The organism is Paenibacillus sp. E194, from assembly GCF_000935845.1.
In the GTDB taxonomy this organism is placed as follows: Bacteria; Bacillota; Bacilli; order Paenibacillales; family Paenibacillaceae; genus Paenibacillus_B; species Paenibacillus_B alvei_B.
This window is the reverse complement of the sequence record NZ_JMDX01000416.1, coordinates 1-2,710: the sequence shown is the minus strand read 5'-3', so window position 1 is coordinate 2,710 and position 2,710 is coordinate 1. Positions and strand designations below refer to the sequence as shown.

1 protein-coding gene is annotated in these 2,710 nt (G+C 49.4%); it reads left to right on the top strand.

The features are described 5' to 3' along the window. Positions 1–2,635: ComEC/Rec2 family competence protein (locus AZ66_RS28325; RefSeq protein WP_231587087.1), on the top strand; the 2,635-nt coding region annotated here is incomplete at its 5' end. Between the last annotated feature and the right edge of the window lie 75 nt (positions 2,636–2,710).

The window sequence follows — 2,710 nt, the reverse complement described above, 5'->3', positions numbered from 1 at the left end:
GGGGGATGATATGCTGGCACGTCGACCGTTGGTTGTGGCTGCCTGTATGATTGCCGGAGGCTTCCATCTAAGCGCAGTTCTCTCGAATGGAGAGGCTTGGATTGCAGCTCTCGGAATTGTGCTGGTATTGCCGCTTTGTGTCATAGGAGGCTGGTGCAGACGTATGCAAGCAGTCTTGTATGCGCTGCTGCTGCTTATGGCTGTACTCTATTATCAGTTGACAGTGAACAGTGGAGATAGTGTCTGGTCGTATGAGGGAGTTAGTTCTTATGTAGATCAGGTACAGGAAGTGAACGGAGAATGGGAAGGGGTGATCCTAACCCCGCCAGAGCTGGACGGAGATCGGATGCAGTTTCAATTCGGAGTTACAGGCTGGAGAACACCAGAAACGAAGCGCATGGAAAGTGTAAGGGAGACGCTGCTAGTCCAAATTAAGCTATCTAGTAAACAGGAACTGCAACAGGTGGATCAATGGAACAGGGGGCAATTGGTACGTATACAAGGTAAGCTTGAGGCTCCCGGCGATGCGGGGAACTTTGGCGGATTCAGCTACAGAGACTATTTACATACTTTGCAAATCGACTGGTTGTTGAGGGTGTCGGGTTTACAGCATCTGACCTCGCATACAGCACTTGAGACGATCTCTTCCTATGCACCTACTATCATGTGGAATCGAATGCTGGCATATGTGGATCAAGGCAGAGAGCGTCTGGGTGCGATATTAGAGCATATGTACAAGCAGCCTCATAGCGGTTATATGCAAGGGCTTATCCTAGGAACACGAGGAGATATGGATCCAGATATTTATCAACAGTTCTCGCAGTTGGGACTTACCCATATACTTGCCATATCTGGATTGCACGTAGGTGTACTTATCGGAGCCCTACTGTATCTCTTCCGATTGCTGCGCATGACGAAGGAGACGGGCATATCGATCACGATGGGGTTCATCCCGATGTATGTATTGTTGACGGGGGCGTCGCCATCGGTTATTCGGGCAGGTATGATGGCTTTCCTAGCCCTTTATGGGGCGAAGAGAGGCTGGTTGAAGGATGGGCTGCATCTTCTGGCAGCTGCTTTCATTTTCATGGCGGTATGGCAGCCTCGTTATGTACTGCAGGTCGGATTTCAATTGTCTTTTATTGTCACGGCTGGGCTGATTTTATTTGTTCCCCTCGCTATGAAGCTAATGGCTTCTTTGCCGCGGACATTGGCCAGTGCTCTCTCGGTTACAATGGTTGCACAAGCTGTTTCGCTGCCGCTTACCGTCTATTACTTTAATCAATTTTCGCTGTTGTCCTTTTTGGCTAATTTTGTTGTTGTCCCCCTCGTCAGCGTTGTTGTGCTGCCAATTGGCTCAGTATCGTTGATTGTCGGTTCACTATACGAACCTGCGGCAGTGCCGATCGTTTGGCTTGTTGAACGGTTGAATGAGGTTACGTTCCAACTAGTGTATTGGCTGGCACAAATAGAAGGTGCTACGATCATATGGCCGACCCCTCCATTATGGTGGATCGCTCTTTACTATCTCGGCTTCGCCTTAGCGCTGACTTCTGTTCGGCGTTGGTGGGATGCGAGGCAGATTAACCGCAGAGAAAGAGATCACGGGCATGATTTGAACCATGCTGACGATACTCAACCGCTCGATTTTATCCAGCTCCCGACAGGCGGATATCGATATAGAGGAGCAATTGCGCTTGCAGCCGCCTGCTTGTTCGGGTTCATTGTGCTGCAAGGATATTCCATGATACGCTCGAATGATGCAGTTGTTAGTTTTATCGATGTCGGTCAAGGTGACAGCATCCTAATTTCAACGGCTTCAGGCAAACACATGCTTATTGATGGCGGGGGTACTGTGAATTTTCGCAAGCCAGAAGATCGCTGGCGGGAACGCAGAGTGCCCTTTGAGGTAGGGGAGAAGGTAGTTGTTCCGTTGTTGAAGCAGAGAGGCATCAGAGAATTGGATGCTGTCCTGTTAACGCATGCTGATCAAGACCATGCTGGGGGATTGCAGGCTGTACTGAAGCATATCCCGGTGAAGCAGTTCATTATGAACGGGACATGGAAGTCTTCTATTTCGATGAACAGTCTATATCGCACTGCGATTGACCAAGGGATCCCTATTCGCAAATGGGAGGCAGGTCAGCGGTGGGAGCTAGATTCGTGGAGCTCCTTAGAGGTGATGTATCCTTATCCTTCGACGGATGCTTCTACCCTCGACTTTCAAGATAATCAGAACGAGGCCTCCCTTGTCGTCCAATTGACACTTACCCATCCAACAAGTAGGAAGCAGGCGGTATTCATGCTTACGGGAGATCTGGAAGCCGATGGGGAGAGGCAGATGCTCGAGCGTGTTGCATTGCAGCGATCGAAGTCTATCGACGTCTTGAAGGTGGCTCACCACGGAAGCAAAACCTCTACTACACCTGATTGGCTTGAGCAATGGAAGCCCCAGATAGGGGTCATATCGGCAGGGCGCAACAATCGATATGGACACCCTCATCCGAAGGTGTTGGATACACTGCATGATGCGAAGGTTCCTGTGAAACGAACAGATAATGAAGGGGAGATCCAATTCAAGCTGACGCCTAGTGGTTTGAAGGTGAGGGCGAAGCGTGATAGGATACATTTATAGAATGGTGCTGACAGCACGTCACGAGACGTGCTCTTTTTCCTGTATCTTTCTTCTATTTTTTAAGTTCCATTACAT